Annotated in this window: 16 protein-coding genes; 7 read left to right on the forward strand and 9 right to left on the reverse strand. The window is 73.1% G+C overall.

Features of this window, described 5'->3' with window-relative positions:
* Positions 1-21: 21 nt before the first annotated feature.
* Positions 22-540 carry a universal stress protein gene (locus RZ50_RS23995; RefSeq protein WP_217680819.1) on the reverse strand — a complete coding sequence of 173 codons (519 nt, stop codon included), beginning with the start codon at positions 538-540 and terminating at the stop codon, positions 22-24.
* Between the two features lie 120 nt (positions 541-660).
* Complete coding sequence (locus RZ50_RS24000) at positions 661-1,254, reverse strand: hypothetical protein (protein ID WP_217680820.1); 594 nt, start codon at positions 1,252-1,254, stop codon at positions 661-663.
* A gap of 68 nt (positions 1,255-1,322) precedes the next feature.
* On the opposite strand from RZ50_RS24000, the gene RZ50_RS24005 reads away from it, so the two are divergent.
* On the forward strand, positions 1,323-1,964 hold the full coding sequence (locus tag RZ50_RS24005) for an alpha-ketoglutarate-dependent dioxygenase AlkB (protein WP_217680821.1): 642 nt from the start codon (positions 1,323-1,325) through the stop codon (positions 1,962-1,964).
* Between the two features lie 72 nt (positions 1,965-2,036).
* A complete protein-coding gene (locus RZ50_RS24010) occupies positions 2,037-2,849 on the forward strand; it encodes a VOC family protein (RefSeq protein ID WP_217680822.1) in 813 nt (270 codons plus the stop codon).
* 37 nt (positions 2,850-2,886) lie between these two features.
* Here the strand turns inward: RZ50_RS24010 and RZ50_RS24015 are convergent, their stop codons facing one another.
* The 3 genes from RZ50_RS24015 to RZ50_RS24025 all read right to left on the reverse strand — a co-directional run bounded on the left by RZ50_RS24015 (position 2,887) and on the right by RZ50_RS24025 (position 6,243).
* A complete protein-coding gene (locus RZ50_RS24015) occupies positions 2,887-3,771 on the reverse strand; it encodes a carbohydrate ABC transporter permease (protein ID WP_308272155.1) in 885 nt (294 codons plus the stop codon).
* Positions 3,768-4,748, reverse strand: a complete 981-nt coding sequence (locus RZ50_RS24020; protein WP_217680823.1) for a carbohydrate ABC transporter permease — start codon at positions 4,746-4,748, stop codon at positions 3,768-3,770. Before RZ50_RS24020 ends, RZ50_RS24015 begins: the two co-directional genes overlap by 4 nt.
* Before the next feature lie 181 nt (positions 4,749-4,929).
* Entirely contained in the window at positions 4,930-6,243 is a 1,314-nt protein-coding gene (locus RZ50_RS24025) for an extracellular solute-binding protein (protein ID WP_196950695.1), read from the reverse strand.
* Positions 6,244-6,567: 324 nt separating this feature from the next.
* Here RZ50_RS24025 and RZ50_RS24030 point away from each other — a divergent pair, with 324 nt between their 5' ends.
* Together RZ50_RS24030 and RZ50_RS24035 are read left to right on the forward strand one after the other, a co-directional pair.
* Positions 6,568-7,374: an IclR family transcriptional regulator gene (locus RZ50_RS24030; RefSeq protein WP_217680825.1), complete on the forward strand. Its 807-nt coding sequence runs from the start codon at positions 6,568-6,570 to the stop codon at positions 7,372-7,374.
* Positions 7,375-7,795: 421 nt separating this feature from the next.
* A complete protein-coding gene (locus RZ50_RS24035; protein ID WP_196952490.1) occupies positions 7,796-8,518 on the forward strand; it encodes an alpha/beta hydrolase in 723 nt (240 codons plus the stop codon).
* 76 nt (positions 8,519-8,594) lie between these two features.
* Here the strand turns inward: RZ50_RS24035 and RZ50_RS24040 are convergent, their stop codons facing one another.
* The 3 genes from RZ50_RS24040 to RZ50_RS24050 all read right to left on the reverse strand — a co-directional run bounded on the left by RZ50_RS24040 (position 8,595) and on the right by RZ50_RS24050 (position 10,520).
* Entirely contained in the window at positions 8,595-9,125 is a 531-nt protein-coding gene (locus tag RZ50_RS24040; protein WP_196952489.1) for a universal stress protein, read from the reverse strand.
* 169 nt (positions 9,126-9,294) lie between these two features.
* Positions 9,295-9,966 (reverse strand): TetR/AcrR family transcriptional regulator, encoded by a 672-nt coding sequence (locus RZ50_RS24045; RefSeq protein WP_196952488.1) that lies wholly within the window; start codon positions 9,964-9,966, stop codon positions 9,295-9,297.
* 161 nt (positions 9,967-10,127) lie between these two features.
* Positions 10,128-10,520, reverse strand: a complete 393-nt coding sequence (locus tag RZ50_RS24050) for a ribonuclease (RefSeq protein WP_196952487.1) — start codon at positions 10,518-10,520, stop codon at positions 10,128-10,130.
* A gap of 306 nt (positions 10,521-10,826) precedes the next feature.
* Here RZ50_RS24050 and RZ50_RS24055 point away from each other — a divergent pair, with 306 nt between their 5' ends.
* Both RZ50_RS24055 and RZ50_RS24060 read left to right on the forward strand, forming a co-directional pair.
* Positions 10,827-12,419: a carboxyl transferase domain-containing protein gene (locus RZ50_RS24055; RefSeq protein ID WP_196952486.1), complete on the forward strand. Its 1,593-nt coding sequence runs from the start codon at positions 10,827-10,829 to the stop codon at positions 12,417-12,419.
* A 478-nt stretch (positions 12,420-12,897) separates the two neighbouring features.
* A complete protein-coding gene (locus tag RZ50_RS24060) occupies positions 12,898-13,287 on the forward strand; it encodes a transglycosylase SLT domain-containing protein (RefSeq protein WP_196952485.1) in 390 nt (129 codons plus the stop codon).
* Between the two features lie 172 nt (positions 13,288-13,459).
* Here the strand turns inward: RZ50_RS24060 and RZ50_RS24065 are convergent, their stop codons facing one another.
* A complete protein-coding gene (locus RZ50_RS24065) occupies positions 13,460-13,918 on the reverse strand; it encodes an HD domain-containing protein (protein ID WP_196952484.1) in 459 nt (152 codons plus the stop codon).
* Positions 13,919-14,026: 108 nt separating this feature from the next.
* Here RZ50_RS24065 and RZ50_RS24070 point away from each other — a divergent pair, with 108 nt between their 5' ends.
* Complete coding sequence (locus RZ50_RS24070; RefSeq protein WP_196952483.1) at positions 14,027-14,953, forward strand: AEC family transporter; 927 nt, start codon at positions 14,027-14,029, stop codon at positions 14,951-14,953.
* Positions 14,954-14,984 lie beyond the last annotated feature (31 nt).

The raw sequence follows: 14,984 nt of genomic DNA on the forward strand, positions 1-14,984 counted from the left end.
CGATCAGGCCGGTCAGGCGCGTCAGGCCGCGATGAGCTCCCGCAGGTCGATGCCGCGGTGCAGCGCGCGCAGGTCCTCCTGCAGGGTGGACGGCGGGACGGCGAGCACGCCGCAGACCGCGCGGTCCAGGCAGTAGCGGCTGACCGAGCCGCGCAGCAGTCGGCGCAGCCGGCCGCGCACACCGCCGTACCGCCCGGTGCTGATCACCAGCAGGTCGCCCGGCCGGTCGGCCAGTTCGGTCAGCACCCGCCCCGGCTCGCCGCGCATCACCAGCGGCTGCACCGGCACGCCGATCGGCAGGCCGCCGAAGGCCTGCTCCAGCGCGCTCTCCAGTCGGCCCTCGGCGGCGTCCTGCCAGGCTCGCAGCAGCGGCGGGCAGGGCCGGGCGCGGTAGTTGCGCTCGCCGCCGACCGGGGTCCAGGTGAGCACCGGGACCAGGACGGCCTGCCGGGTCCGGGCCTCCTCCGCCGCCCGATGCAGGGCGGTCAGGCTGTGCAGTGAACCGCTCACTCCGACGATGACGCGCGCGACGTCCGACATGATCCTTCGCTTTCCGATGCCAAGCACTTCCAGTGTCTGTGATTATGCTGCCACCATCTCGCCACAGCCTGCAAATCGAAGGCATTCACTGAATATCGCCTTGCATCAATCAACGATGGATCAGCCTCCGCCTTCCACCGTCCGGACCTCCTGGAGCAACCCCCAGGTGAAGTCGGCCTCGCAGGAGCACATCCGCCCGTCCGCGTCCGGCGCCCGGAAGTCCAGCCGGAACCGGGTCGGCGCACTCCCCTCGCGCGGCACGGCCCCCGGGAAGGCGGCACCCACCTCGCCCACCACACAGCTCCACGGCGCCAGATCGGCCAGGGTGCGCAGCTCGGGCGCCGGAGCGCCGGGCGCCCGGACCAGCCACTCGTTCAGCAGCGGGGCGCCGATCTCCGCCGGGCCGAGCAGGATCTCGAACCGCAGCTCGGGCCAGAGCGGCAGCGCCCACTGCCGCACGGTGCACGCGAGGTCCCCGATCCGCCGCGCCGCGCCCGTGTCCGCCGGGCCGAGCACGGCGGTGTAGCGGGCGGCGCCGCGCGGGAACCGGGGCGCCCGGACCATCGCCTGCCAGCGCTTGTTCGCCTCCCGCATCGAGGCACGGGTGGCACCGAGCCGCCGCACCGCGTCCTCGACCAGGTCGGGGTGGTAGTCGGCCATCCGGCGCAGCAGTACGAGCTGGAACTCGGCGGCCCCGAAGCCATTGATCGCCATGCCCGCAGGCTAGCGCGCCCGGCTTCCGGATTCGAGCAGGTGTTCGAACAAAGGCGTACGCTGAACCCATGCACGGCACCGTCCACCTCCAGCCCTCGCTGTTCGACGACGCCGACACCGCGGACATCCGCCTCGGCCCGCTCGACGGCCTGCGGCGGCTGGTGCTCGGCGACGGCGCCTGGCTGGACCTGCTGCCCGCCTGGCTGCACGGGGCGGACCGACTGTTCGAACAGTTGGCCGCGACCGTGCCCTGGCGGGCCGAACGACGCGAGATGTACGAACGGATGGTCGACGTACCGCGCCTGCTCGCCTCGTACCCGGCGGACGCCGACCCGCCGCACCCGGTCCTCGGCGAGGCCCGCACGGCACTGAGCCGGCACTACGCACACGAGCTGGGCGAGCCGTTCCGCACCCTCGGCCTCTGCTACTACCGGGACGGCCGGGACAGCGTGGCCTGGCACGGCGACCGGATCGGCCGCGGCGCCCGCGAGGACACCATGGTGGCGATCCTGTCCGTCGGCGAGCCGCGCACCCTGGCACTGCGGCCGCGGTTCGGCGGCGGCACGGTCGTCCGCAGGCCGCTCGGCCACGGGGACCTGGTGGTGATGGGCGGCTCCTGCCAGCGCACCTGGGAACACGCGATCCCGAAGACGGCCCGTCCGGTGGGCCCGCGGATCAGCATCCAGTTCCGCCCGCGCGGGGTCGCCTGAGCTCACCTCTTGCCCCGCACCGGCCGGGCGCGGAGGCTGACGAGTGGGACCGCCGAACACCAGGAGGGCGGCATGCCGAAGGCCGGCAGGTACCGCGAGGGCGTCCCGTGCTGGGTCGTCCTGACGACCCCGGACGCCCCGCGGGCGCGGCGCTTCTACGGCGAACTGTTCGGGTGGGGGTTCGTCCCGACCGGGCCGGGCGAGGCGGTCGCCACCCGGTTCGGCGCCCAGGTCGCGGCGATCACCGTCGAGCCGGCCACCCCGTCAGCGGTCTGGACCGTCCACTTCGCCTGCGCCGACCTGCGCCGCACCGCCGCACTCGTCCGGGCCAGCGGCGGCCGGATCGCCCGCGAGCCGTACGAGCTGCCCGACCAGGGCCGCGCCGCGCTCGCCGTCGACCCGCTCGGCGCGGTCTTCGGCCTCTGGCGGGGCGGCACGATCGACGGCGCCGGGCTGGTCAACGAGCCGGGCGCCCTCACGTGGAACGAGCACGTCTCCCCCGACCCGGACGCCGCCCGCGCCTTCTACCGCCGCGTCTTCGGCTACACCTACGACCGGCCGCGCGCGGGGCACACCCTCGCGCGGGTCGCGGGCCTGCCCGCCTGCGGCATCGGTCCGGCCGGCGCACCCGGTGCGAGCGGCCGCGGCGACGCGGCCGGCCCCGGCGGTACGGGCGGCCCCGGCTGTGCGGGCGCGAGCTGGCGCACCCACTTCGCGACCGCCGACACCGACCGCGCCGCCGCCCGGCTGCCCGCCCTCGGCGGCGCCGTCCTCGCCGGCCCCGAGCCGACGTCCTTCGGCCGCTCGGCCCTGGTCCGGGACGACGCCGGCGCGGAGTTCGTGCTGGTCGCCGTCCCGCCCACCGTGTCCGTCCAAGCGGCCTGAGCGGAGCGGGTCCACTCCGTCGGCGGGCGGGCGCGGGTCAGTCCTTCACCGCACCGGCCAGCCCGGACACCAGCTTGCGCTGCACCGCGATGAAGAAGATCAGCACCGGCACGGTCATCAGGGTGGAGGCCGCCGTGATCCCGCCCCAGTCGTTCTCGTCCGGCTTGAAGAACACCAGCAGGGCGGAGGGCAGCGTCTGGTTCTCGGTGGCGCTGATGATGAAGGTCTTGGCGAAGACGAAGTCGTTCCACGCCGCGATGAAGGAGAACACGCTGGTCGCGGCCAGGCCCGGGGCCACCAGCGGCAGCAGGATCCGCCACAGGATGCGGGTCCGGCTGGCGCCGTCGATCTGCGCGGCCTCCTCGATCGAGACCGGCACGGCGGCGACGAAGCCCCGCATCATCCAGATCCCGAACGGCAGCGAGAACGCCAGCTGCACCAGGACCAGCGAGGCCAGCGTGTTCAGCCCGATGCCGGGGAAGGCCTGCCCCGCGTCGCGGAACATGAAGAACAGCGGGATGGTCAGCGCCTCGACCGGGATCATCTGGGCGATCAGGAACATCACCATGATCGTGGTGCGGAACCGGAACCTGAACCGGGTCACGGCCACCGCCGCCAGGAACACCACGATCGCCGAGAGCGCCACCACCGACAGCGCGATCACCAGGCTGTTCACGAAGTACCGGCCGAAGCCGTCCACGCTGAGCACCTGACGAAAGCTCTCCAGCGTGGGGTGGGCCGTCCACGGCTTCGGGTCCAGCGACTGCACCTCACCCTTGGGCTTGAAGGCCGAGAGCACCATCCAGAAGATCGGGAAGGCGGTGGCCACGGCCACCACGATCGCGCCGGTGTTGGCGGCCAGGCGCCACCGGCCGCGGGTGTTCCGGGCCGGCTTGGCGGCAACGGGGTTCGCGGTGCTCACAGTTCGTTCCCCGTCCGTCGCAGGGTGCGGATGTACAGGACCGTCGGGATCACCAGGATCAGCAGCATGATCACGCCGATCGCCGCGCCCAGCCCGTACTGCGAGGAGGCGAACGCCTTCTGGTACGCGTACACGTTGAGCACGAGGTTCTGGCCGGCGATGCCGCCGCCCGAGGTCATCACGTAGATCTGGGTGAAGACCTTGAAGTCCCAGATCACCGACTGGATCACCACGATGGTCAGGATCGGCCGCAGCATCGGCGCGGTGATCCGGCGGAAGGTGGTCCAGGTGTTGGCACCGTCCAGCGCGGCGGCCTCCAGGATCTCCTCCGGGATGGCGCGGATGCCCGCGTAGAGGGTGACCATCACGAACGGGAAGGAGTGCCACACCACCACGGCGCCGACGATCAGGAAGGCCGTCCACTTGTCGTAGAACCAGTTGAACTCGTGGAAGCCGCTGAGGCCGATCTTCTCCAGGGTGTGGTTGACCAGGCCGAGGTTGGTGTCGAACAGGAAGCTCCACACCGTCGACCCGGTCATCGCGGGCGCCGCCCAGGCGGCCATCGCCGCCGTGGTCAGCAGCAGCCGGGGCCAGCGGCCGACCTTGGTCAGCAGCACCGCGAGGGTCGCGCCGACGGCCAGGGTGGCGACCACGCAGAACGCGGCGAAGCCGACGGTCTGCAGCAGCACCGTCCAGAACTGGCCGTCCTCCAGGATCTTCGAGTAGTTGCCGAAGCCGACGAAGGAGGTCGGGGCGCCGCCGGAGGCCTGGGCCTGGCCGAAGTCCAGCACGGACAGCAGCCCGAGCTGGTAGATCGGATAGGCGACGAGCGGGATCAGGATGACCGCGGCCGGCAGGAGCAGCAGCACCGGAGGCCGGCGGCGCCGGCCGCCCGGGGGTGCGGCCGGCGCCCTGCCCCCGCGGCGCCGCTTCGGGGAAGGTGGCGCCGCCGGGGCGGTCGTGGTGGATACGGACACGTGCGGGACCTGCTCTCTGTGACGAACCGGTGGTGGGAGCGTCAGCGGGGGGACAACACCGCGCAGTCGTCGGTGCGCTGCCGTGGGTGCGCGGCTGGGGGTGCTCAGCCGTCGGTGCGCGACCGGCGGTGCGCGGCCATTAGTACGCGGCCGTCAGTACGCGGCCGTCAGTACGCGGCCATCAGTGCGCGGCGAAGGCCGAGTTGATCTGCGCGGCGGCGTCGGCCGAGGCCTTGGCCACGTCCGCCTTGCCGGTGACGACCTGCTGGAGCATGGTCGGGATCACCGACTGGGCGTCGATCTGCGCCCACGCCTGGTCCAGCGGCACGAACTTGGTGCCCGCCGCGATGGTGTCTGTGAACGGCTTCAGGAAGGCGTCCTTGGCCGCGACCTGACCGCTCACCGACTTCAGCGTCGGCAGGTTGCCCATCGCGTCGTACATCTTCTCCTGGTACGCCGGGCTCGCCAGCAGCTCGGCGAACTCGACCGCGAGCGTGCGGTGCTTGGCCGCCTTCATCACGCCCAGGTTGTTGCCGCCGGCGAAGGCGGGGGCGATCGAGCCAGCCTTCTCCCCCGGCAGCGGCACCACGCCGTACTTGCCCTTGACCGCGCCCGCGTCCACCTTGCTGCGGCTGGAGTTGGGCAGGAGCGCCATCGCCGACTTGCCCGCCGCGAACAGGTCGACGGTCTTGCCGCCGGTCAGGTCCGCGCACTGCTGGGCGGGGCAGCCGTCCGGGCCGAACAGGTCGGTGTAGCGCTTGATCCCGGCCTGCGAGGCGGGCGAGTCGATGGCCGCCTTGAACTTGGCGCCGTCCTTGGTGGCGATGTCACCGCCCGCGTCCCAGACGAAGGGCAGCGCGCCGAAGGTGTACTTGCCGCCGACCGCGATGCCGAAGGTGTCCGGGTTCGCGGCGTGGAGCTTCTGGGTGGCGGCGACCAGTTCGTCGTACGAGGTCGGCGGGTTGAGCCCGGCCGCGGTGAACAGGTCGGTGCGGTAGTACAGCGCGCGCACCGCGACCCACCAGGGCAGGCCGTACGTCTTGCCGTCCACCATGGTGGTCTGGGCGATCACCGGGTCGAGGTCGCCCTTGTCCTTCCACTTCTCCAGGTCGGGGCCGATCTCGGCGAGACCGCCGGCCGCGACGTAGCCGGGAAGGTCGGTGTTGCCGAACTCGACCAGGTCGGGAGCGCTGTTGGGATCGTTGAAGGCGCCCTTCATCTTGGCGGCGCGGGCCGAGGCGTCGGTGTCGATGTAGCTGACCTTGACGGTGACGCCCTGGTGGGAGGCCTGGAACTCGTCGACGGCCTTGGTGACCACGGCCTCCTTGGCCGCGTTGCCCGCCTCGTTGTACAGCCACACCTGCAAGGTGCCGGTCCGGTCGTCGGAGGCCTTGTCGGCCGCCGGCGCGGCGGTGCCCGGGGCGCAGGCGGTGGCGGCGGTGAGGCAGCCGGCGGCGAGCACGGCGGCCGCGGCGGTCCGTCTGATGAGTCGCATGGGTGGAAACCTCCCCTCCCGACAGCTGCCGCCGAGACGCGCGCCGCTGGGGACGGGCGCGTCGAAGCAGGCCCTGACCGGGGCCGATGGTGAGTGAGTGGTGGGGGTACGGCAGAGCGCGGCTCTTCGGGTGGCGACGCCGCCTGCTCGTTGGCAGGGACGTTAGGCGTGGGCGATCGGCCCCAACAAGAGGCGGTTCACGAAGTTTTGCACTGCACAACGTTGTATCGAAGATGCGGCGATCCGGGCTCGAACGGGTACGTTCTGACAACCGCCGCCGTCGCGCGGGGGAACATCGGCAGAACAACCCCAGGGAACGGACCCATGACGGAGACGTCGCCCAAGAAGCCCGCGACCGAACGCAACCAGTCCTCCTCGCTGCGCCGCGCACTCGCCGTCCTCGGCTACGTCCGCGACCACAGCGACCGCCGTGGCGTCCCGCTCGCCCAACTCGCCGAAGGGCTCGGGCTCAACAAGAGCACCGTGCTGCGGCTGGCCGGCCCGCTCCTCGACGAGCACCTGCTCGACAGGGACCGCGAGACCGGCTGGTTCCGGCTCGGCCACGGCTCGCTCCGCCTGGGCCAGGCCTACCTCACCACCCTCGACCTCCGCAGCGTCGCCGCCGAACACCTGCGCCGGCTCCAGCGCGAGGCCGGCGAGACCGTGCACCTGACCGTCTGGCAGGCGCCCGGGATCGTCTACCTGGACAAGGTCGAGGACGAGACCAACGTCCGGATGGCCTCCCGGGTCGGCAGCCGGGCACCCGCCTACTGCACCGCCACCGGAAAGGCGATCCTCGCCTGGCTGCCCGAGGAGGCCGTCACCGAGGTGGTCGCGGCCGGCCTGCGCCCGGTCACCACCTGGACCATCTCCGACGAGCCCCGGCTGCGCGCCGACCTCGCCCGGATCCGCGCCCGCGGCTACTCGATCGACGACCGGGAGAACGAACCCGAGGTCCGCTGCGTGGCCGCGCCGATCTTCGACCACACCGGCGAGGTGACGGCCGCCCTGTCCGTCTCCGGCCTCACCTCCCGGATGACCGCCGCCCGGGTCCGCGCCCTCGGCCCGGTGGTCGCCCAGGTCGGCCTGCGGATCTCCCGCGAACTGGGCTCCGACCGGCAGCCGTCCTGAAACGCGGACGGGGCCCGGCACCTGTGAAGGCACCGGACCCCGTCCGACGGTGGAGCGCCAGGCCCGGATCGCACGGACTCTCCCTACTGAAAGTAGGGCGTGCTCTGGTAGCACCGCTGACGCCTGACGAGGAATCATCTCCCTCGCGACAAGAAGAATATTACCAGCTCAACGCCTATGCGCCGAACCACGAACAACCCCTGCGCCCGCCCCCGGAAACGCGGACGGGGCCCGGCACCCGTGAAGGCACCGGACCCCGTCCGACGGTGGAGCGCCAGGCCCGGATCGCACGGACTCTCCCTACTGAAAGTAGGGCGTGCTCTGGTAGCACCGCTGACGCCTGGCGAGAGATCATCTCCCTCGCAACAAGAAGTACGGTACCAGTTCCGTGATCAGACACCGAATCGGAGGCGAACCCCGCATGACCGGCGCTCAACCCGAGGTCGTCCAGTACGCGGACGGCCGACTGATGGACGTCCACCGCCCGACCGGCGGCGCCGCCGGTCCCGCCCCCGTCGTCCTGCTCTGGCACGGCCGGGGCGGCGACGAGCGGGACGTCCTGCGAACCCTGGCCCAGGAGGCCGCCGGGCTCGGCCTGCTGGTCCTCGTCCCGGACTGGCGCTCCGACCGGCCCGACGGCGGCCGCGCCGAACTGCTCGCCTCGCTCGCCTTCGCCCACCGCAACGCCCCCGGGTACGGCGGGGATCCGGAACGCTTCGTGCTGGCCGGCTGGTCGCTCGGCGGCCGGGAGGCGATCGCCGTGGCCACCCACCCCGACACCCCCGCCGAGTCGCGCCCGACCGCCGCCGTGGGCATCGCCTCGGCCTACGCCCGCCCGGCCGCCACCACCGGCGACAGCCCGCTCGACCACCTCGCCACGGACCCCTCCCCCGTCCCCGTCCTCCTGGTGTGCGGCACGAAGGACGAGGTGGTGGAGCCCGAGCACACCCTGCAGTTGAGCGCTGCTCTCACAAAGCAGATGTCGGCGGTCGAACTGCTCGAACTCCCCACCGACCACGCCGGCGTGGTGATGACCACCTACGACCCCGAGGCCGCCCGCTGCCTCCCGGCCACCGACCCCGACACCCTGCGCGCGGGCCGCCGGACCGCCGCTGTCCTCGCCCGCGCGGCCGGGCTGCCGTAACGGGCTCGGGGCTCAAGGAGCATGGGGATCACGGGACTTGAGGCTCACGGGGCTTGGGGCTCACGGGGCTTGGGGATCAGAGCCCCGCGGCGAGCGTGTGCAGACCGTGTCCGCGCTCCAGCGCCTCCAGGTCCCGCTGCAAGGGCGGTCGCGGCACGGTGAGCACCGGGCAGGTCGCGTGCCGTACGCAGTAGGCGGTCACCGAGGGCCGGATCAGCCGGGAGAGCCGGCCGCGCTCGCGACCGGCGCCGAGCACCAGCAGGTCCCCGGGCCGGTCGGCGCAGCGCACCAGGGTGTGCCCGGTCTCGCCGCGTACGGCCTGGCAGCGCAGCCGGACTCCGGCGTAGCGCCCGGCGAAGGCCTCGTCCAGCGCCTGCCGCAGCCGCGCGACGGCGGCGTCCCGACCGGCGGTGAGCGCCGGCGGGCAGGGGGTTCGGCGGTAGCCGAGATCCTCGCCCGGAGGGGTCCAGCACAGCACTGCGAGCACCTCGGCGTCCGTGCACCTGGCCTCGGCCACCGCGTGGTGCAGGGCGGCGAGGCTGCCGAGCGAACCGCTGACGCCGACCACGATCCGGCCCTCGTCCGCGCCCGTACCCGTCTCCGCCATGGCCCGTCCCGCCTCTCCGTCCCGACCGCGACCGCCCGACTCCGGCCGTCTGGCCGACCGTCAGCGTCACCCCAGCAAAGCGGCCCGCGCCCGTCAGGCCCCGACTTCTTGACGCGGCTCTGACGCGGCGCCCCGCGTTCCGTACGCATCCCTGATGCGCCCGGACGACTCAGACCCCGGGCTGCTCCGCCGTCCACAGCTCGGCGAACATCCGGTCCAGGTGCTCCTCACCGATGGGCGGGACCGGCAGCGGGTGGGTGGCCTGGGTGCGGAGGCCGTCCAGCAGCAGGGCGAGGTAGCGGCGCCAGAGGTCGGGGCGCAGCTCGGCGGCGGCGGGCAGGGCGCGGCAGAACGGGCCGAGCAGGAAGAGCAGGTCCATGGCGACCACGTCGCGCCGCATGGTGCCCTGCTCCTGGGCGCGGGCGATGAGCGCGCCGACGGTGGCGGCGTGGCCGCGGCCGATCTCGGCCATGCCGGGGACGCCGGGGACGGCCCGGGTCACCAGGTCGTTGATGCCCCGGTCGGCGGAGACGAGTTCGAAGATCCGCCCGAAGTACCGCTCCAGGCCGGTCCAGGCGTCCTCGGCGGCGAGCGCCTCCTCCCCCGCGCCGACCAGGCCCGCCCCGGCGTCCGCGAAGACCTCGGCGATCAGGGCCTCACGGGTCGGGAAGTGCCGGTAGAGGGTTGCGTTGCCGACCCCGGCCTCCTTGGCGATCTGGTCCAGCGGGACGTCGAGGCCGTGCCGGGAGAACATGTCGCGGGCGGCGGCGAGCAGCAGGTCGCGGTTGCGCTGCGCGTCGCGCCGGAGCCGTCCCGGGGTGTGCAGGCTGCTCGGTGCCATGCCCCGACCTTAAGGCCTGCCCGGCCCCGCCGGGCGCGCGGCCGGCCGGAGTTCGACGGCTCAGCGGCCGGACCGACAACTACCGTACGGAGCAGTCGAGTCCGGGCGCGGGTGGCCCCGGCGAGGAGGTTCGCCGGGGCCTCAGTCCTGCTGGGAGGGGGTCAGCAGGTCTGGTCGATCAGGTAGAACGTGGCGTAGTGGTCGCCGGTGTAGTAGTCCTCCTGGTACGCCTGGCCGGTGATGATCCGGCGGGTGCCGCGAGTCGGGGCGCCCGGGGTGATGACGGTGTACTCGTGGTAGTAGCCGTAGGACTCGCTGGGCAGGACGCCCTCCCGGTTCTGGAACACCACGCCGTCCTGGGAGTACGGGAACGGCCCACCGGTGGCGATCAGGTTGAGGGTGTCGGTGGCCTGCGACGGGAGGCTGGACAGACACACGGTGCCGCTCACGTCGGCGTGCGCGTCGGTGGCGACGGCGACGGGAGCGAGGGTCAGCACGGCAACAGCGGCGACGGCGGCAGCGCGGGACTTCCACGCGCGTAGAGTGCGAGTCATGTCCACCAGTGTGGCGAGCCACCGACAACTCCGGAAGCCCTCCGACAACTGTTAATCGGCGAGTAACTCCCTTGCCCCACCAGCGACTTGACCCGTACGACGGTCTTCACAGACCCCCTCCCGGCGCCGCCCACGAACCGCCCGCACCACCCAAGGGTCGACCGCCGTCGAACAACCACAGGCGCCGATGTCGGCCTCCTCACACCTTCACAGCACTCCCACAACACCGCGCCGAGGCCGCCTAGAGTGCACGCCGCATAGAGTTGCGGATCATGTCGGGCCGGAACGATCTCTGACGGGGTGGGCATGGGTACGGGCATTGGCACGGGCGCGGGCGCGGGTACGTACGCGGGCGCGGGTACGGGTACGGGCACGTCGCCGACGGCGCACCAGCTGATCGGACTGCTGGTCGACCCGGGGAGTTTCCGGAGCTGGGACGAACCGCCGGCCGGACCGCCCGCCGACCCCGGCTACCGCGCCTCGCTCGACCGGGCCCGTGAGCGAACCGGCCTGGACGAGGCCGTCCTCACCGGTCTCGGCCTGATCGGCGGCCGCCCGGTCGCCCTGGTCGCCTCCGAGTTCGGCTTCCTCGGCGGCTCGATCGGCGTCGCGACCGCCGAGCGGATCACCCGCGCCGTCGAGCGGGCCACCGCCGAACGGCTGCCGCTGCTCGCCCTGCCGGTCTCCGGCGGGACCAGGATGCAGGAGGGCTCGGCGGCCTTCCTCTGCATGCTGCGCATCACCTCCGCCGTCGAGGCGCACCGCGCGGCCGGCCTCCCCTACCTCACCTATCTGCGCAACCCGACCATGGGCGGGGTCTTCGCCTCCTGGGGCACGCTCGGCCACCTGGTCTTCGCCGAGCCCGGCGCCCGGCTCGGCTTCCTCGGGCCGCGCGTGTACGAGGAGCTGCGCGGCGTCGAGCTGCCGCCGGACGTCCAGCGGGCGGAGACGCTGGCCGGGCGGGGCCTGGTGGACGCCGTGGTTCCGCCGCAGGAGCTGCGCGAGCTGGTCCGCCGGACGCTCGGCGTCCTCGCGACGGCCCCCGCCCCGGACGGCGCCCCCACCGGAACGCCCACGGCCGGTCCGCGCGGCGACCGGCCCGCCGACCAGCCGACCGACCGCTCGGCCGACCAGCCCGACGCCTGGGACGCCGTCCGCCGCACCCGCCGCCCCGACCGCCCCGGCACCCGCGAGCTGCTGCGCCGCACCGCCGAGGAGCTGGTGCTGCTGGACGCTCCCGGCGGCCGCGACGGCGCGCTGGTCCGCGCCCTCGCCGTGCTCGGCGGCCGACCCGTCCTGGTCGTCGGCCAGCAGCGACAGGGCCCGGAGCACGAGCGCCCCTTCACCACCGCCGACCTGAGGGCGGTGCGGCGCACCGCGCGCCTGGCCGAGCAGCTGGGGCTGCCGCTGGTCACCGTGGTGGACACGGCCGGGGCCGAGCTGTCCGTGCAGGCCGAGCTGGACGGCATCGCGATCGAGATCGCGCACTGCCTGACCGCCCTGCTCGCGCTGCGCACGCCCGTCCTCGCCGTCCTGCTCGGCCAGGGTTCCGGCGGTGGCGCCCTCGCGCTGCTCCCGGCCGACCGGGTGCTCGCCGCCGGGAACGCCTGGCTGGCACCGCTGCCACCCGAGGGCGCCTCGGCGATCGTGCACCGGGACGGCGCGCACGCCGCCGAGCTGGCCCGGTCCCAGGGCATCGGGGCGTACCACCTGGCGGAGGTCGGGCTGGTCGACGAGGTGGTCCCCGAGCTGCCGGACGCCGCCGAGGAGCCGGAGGCCTTCTGCGCACGGCTGGGAGCGGCGGTCGGGACGGCGCTCGGCGCCCTGGCGGCGGCCGACGAGGCGGACCGGCTCGCGGCCCGCGCCGTCCGCCATCGTCGGCTGGGCGACCTGCGCTGACTCAGGGCCTCCGGGCCCGGATCGCGGATGTGGTGCCGGGCACAGATCGTTTGTACTCAAAGTGGTGCCCGCGGGCCTGCGGGTGACGGCCCTCGGGGCCCAAACGGTGAGTGCGCTCACACACGATCGGCAGCCACGACGGGCGGTAGTAGGACGGTGGTGGAGGTCGACCCTCCGCCCCGTCCGGTCCGCGCCAGGGGGCGTTTGCCCAGCTCAGCGCAGACGGGGCGCGCTCCGCACGAGTGGCCCTTCGAATCCACGGCGGCGCTGCCCGTACGACTGGGCATCGTAAGGTGACGGCCTTGGCGACGGACGATCCCGTCTGCCAACAATGGCTCTCGTCGTCAGCCACACCGATTCTGTCCCACGGTGAACGGCTTGCCGCCGGAAGTCATTCCCCTCGACCGCAACGGCCCTGTCCTGCCGTGGTCCTGAACGGGGTGTGACCCGGCCCAACCCAATTGAGGTCCTGTTCTACATGCCCGCTTTCAAGCTCCGTATGCGCACTTCCTCTGCGATCCTCGCCGGTGCCGCCGGTCTGACCGCCCTGGGTGCCGGTGTGCTGCCCGCCACCGCGAACGCCGCGACCCCGCAGTCCATCGCCGCGAAGATCGTCCCGGCGAACCAGCTGGCCTCGTTCAACCAGATCATCTCCCACGAGTCCGGCTGGAACGTGACCGCGACCAACCCGAGCTCGGGCGCGTACGGCCTGGCGCAGGCGCTGCCGGGTTCCAAGATGGCCTCGCACGGCTCCGACTGGAAGACCAACCCCACCACCCAGATCAAGTGGGCGCTGGACTACATGAACTCCCGCTACGGCAGCCCGAACGCCGCCTGGACGTTCTGGCAGAACCACCACTGGTACTAAGCCGACCAACCGTCGGCACACCAGGCTTGCACCCGCACCCTGACCACTCCTCCCTCACCCCGGGGGCCGGACAGGGACCACCGGGGTGACCCGAGAGGGCCCGGGCCGCGCGATCCGCGTGGCTCGGGCCCTCTCCTGGTTCTCCCGACCAGGGGTGGGTTCGGCCCGGGCCTCACAGCTCCCCGGTGAGCCCCAGCAGCTCGCGCATCCGCGCGTACTTGGCGGCCAGCCGCTCGGCGGTCGCCGGATCCAGCGAAGCCAGCCGGGCCGGGTCCGAGTTGTGCGCCAGATCGGCGCGCTTGACCAGCAGCGCGCCGGGCGTGGCCAGGATGCGCGCGGTGTACTCCTCGACCGGTTCGTCCGGGCGCCGGGTGAGCGCGTCCACGATCGCCTTGGTCTCCTCCGGCAGCGCGGCCCGGGCCAGCCAGTCCCGGCTCAGGCGGTCGTCCTCGACGGTGTCGTGGAGCCAGCCCGCCGCGATCTGCGCCTCGCTGCCGCCGCGCGCCGCCGTCCCGCCCGCGACGGCCGCGATGTGCTCGCCGTACGGGTGCCCGTTCTTGTCCACCTGCCCCCGGTGGGCGCGGCGCGCGATGGCCTCCACCTCGGTCAGGCTCAGGTAGTGCTCCTCCATCGGCTCATCGTAGGCCCATGATCGGCACGCCGCCGGCGCCTGCTTTACTGCCCCGGGCGGGCGACCCCCGCCGCACCCGGCAGAACCGTCCGAGCGACCCGAGGAACCATGCCCGCCTTACATCCGCTGCTGTCCGGCTTCGCCCCGATCTGGGCGCTCACCGGGATCGGCTACCTGGTCGGCCGGACCAGGCTGCTCGGGCCGCAGGCGGAGACGGTGCTGAACCGCTTCGTCTTCCACGTCGCGATGCCGGCCGCGCTCTTCCTGCTGATCTCCCGCACCCCGCTGCAACGGTTCGCCAACCCCTCCATGCTCGCCTTCATGGCCGGCACCGCCGTCGCGACCGGACTCGGACTGCTCGCCGGGCACCTGCTCTTCCGCCGCGAGTCCGGCGAACTGGCCATCGGCGCCATGGCCTCCGGGTACGTCAACTCCGCCAACCTCGGCATCCCCGTGACCATGCAGGTCCTCGGCGATGCCTCGTTCGTCGGCCCGGTGATGCTGTTCCAGATCCTGCTGGTCACCCCCGCCGTGCTGGCCGTCCTGGACGGCGGCGCGGCCGGCCGCCGGGCACTGCTCACCCTGCCGCTGCGCAACCCGATCCTGCTGGCCACCGCGCTGGGCGCCGTCGTCTCCGCGACCGGGCTGCACCTGCCCGCCGAGCTGACCCGCTCCGGCGAACTGCTCGGCGGCGCCGGGGTGCCGACCGCCCTGATCGCCCTCGGCATGTCCCTGCACAACCGGCCGTCCGCCGAAGGGCGTTCACGCCGCGCCGAGGTCGGGCTGACCGTCGCGGTCAAGACCCTGGTCCAGCCGCTGGCCGCCCTCGCCGTGGCCGGCCCGCTGCTCCACCTGCCGCCGCACCAGCTGCTCACCGTGGTGCTCTTCTCCGCCCTGCCGACGGCGCAGAACGTCTACACCTACGCGCGCGAGTACGGGCAGGGCGCCGTGCTCGCCCGGGACACGGTGCTCTGGTCGACGCTGGTGTCGATGGCGACGCTGTCCGTGATCAGCTGGGCCCTCGGGCCCGCGTAGCGCCTCCGGCCACCGCGCTGCGCGGGCGGGG

Source organism: Kitasatospora sp. SUK 42 (genome assembly GCF_015776785.2).
Lineage (GTDB): Bacteria > Actinomycetota > Actinomycetes > Streptomycetales > Streptomycetaceae > Kitasatospora.